At 46.7% G+C, this 1,634-nt stretch carries 1 protein-coding gene; it reads left to right on the forward strand.

What is annotated here, in order from left to right:
- A partial coding sequence (locus tag ACT3TU_RS14110) for a xanthine dehydrogenase small subunit (RefSeq protein ID WP_444784525.1) occupies positions 1–1,616 on the forward strand: 1,616 nt, incomplete at its 5' end.
- Positions 1,617–1,634 lie beyond the last annotated feature (18 nt).

The raw sequence follows: 1,634 nt of genomic DNA on the forward strand, positions 1-1,634 counted from the left end.
ATCTAAACGGGAAGCTCCATGAGCTGACCCACCTTAACCCTAATACCACGGTTCTTGAGTATCTGCGCTTGCACGAACGACAGACTGATACCAAAGAAGGCTGTGCTAGTGGTGACTGCGGCGCCTGTACGGTTATGGCTCAGCGACTACCTATTGATGATATAGAACAGGCTAGTGCCACTCCTTTTTATACCCTAAACTCTTGCATTACTTTATTGTCACTCATGGATGGTCATCATCTTATGACCGCCGCTTATCTGGCGGATAATCCTGAACATCACCCAGAGCGTGCTTTATTACATCCAGCACAGCAAGCAATGGTCGATTGCCATGGCTCGCAGTGCGGTTTTTGTACGCCGGGTTTTGTCATGTCGTTGGCCAGCGTTTATGAAAACCAGCGCTTGCAAAAAAACCAAGACACGACCACTGATGACCTAGACTACGATGACATTGTTGCCTCCATCTCAGGGAATCTATGCCGTTGTACGGGTTATCGTCCTATCATCGACGCAGGTTTGGCGATGGAAGGTATTGGTCAGCAGCGCGATGCAGACCAAACCGCCGCTAAAGATTTCACCATCAATCTAGCCACGGATGCAATGGCTAGTAGCAAAAATACTGCCTCAACGAAACTAAGTGCTATCAAGCCTGTCCTTACTCAAGAGTCGCGCAAGCTATTTATGCCGACGTCAATCGATGCGCTAAATCAAGTCCTAGCAGCCAACCCGACAGCGACTATTTGGGCCGGCGGAACAGACTTAGGGTTAAGCGTGACTCAACATATGGTTGACCATGAGGTGATTGTTCAGCTGTCTGCTATCGAGGAGCTTAAGTCTTGGTCACTGACTGGTTCTGATGAGCCAACAGATGGCGATAAAAAGACTGAGCAAGTACCAACCCAATCGTTAGTGCTGGGCGCTGGCATGAGCTATCAGCAAATGCTGCCTGTGCTTGAGCAGTACTTTCCTGAGTTTGCTGCGATATTCGAGCGTATTGCCTCTCCGCAAATTCGCAATATGGGTACTATCGGTGGAAATATTGCCAATGCCTCACCGATTGGAGATTTGCCGCCTATTTTATTGGCATTAGATGCGCAGGTTTATTTGCGTCATTGTGCTAGTGATAGCAATGACAATAATCATAGTCAGGCTTCTTACACTGACGAAACCATTTCTTTATCCGCATTTTTCCTAGATTATAAAAAGACCAAGCTGCGTGCAGGAAGCTATGTAGTCGACATACATATTCCACTGATGCAAGACAATCAGCATCTATATATCCATAAGATTAGTAAGCGTTACGAAGATGATATTTCTGCCTGCTTGTTGGCTGCGAGAATCGATTTGTCAGCAGATGGTAAGACCATTGAGCAAGCAAATCTTGGGCTTGGCGGTATGGCGGCGATACCTTTATTGGCTGAGAGTTGTCAGCAAGCTTTAATTGGACAGTCCGTGGATGTTGCCAGCTTTGAGACAGCCGCACAAATGCTGTCGATGGATGTGTCGCCAATGACGGATGTAAGAGCCAGTCGTGAATATCGAATGCATGTGATGCAGCGGCTAATTATTAAATGTGGTAAGCAATTGGTAGCAGGCATGCAACCTGCAAGTGCTTGATAGATAACATTAATATCT

The sequence above is a fragment of the Psychrobacter sp. AOP3-A1-26 genome, assembly GCF_052378235.1.
Taxonomy (GTDB): domain Bacteria; phylum Pseudomonadota; class Gammaproteobacteria; order Pseudomonadales; family Moraxellaceae; genus Psychrobacter.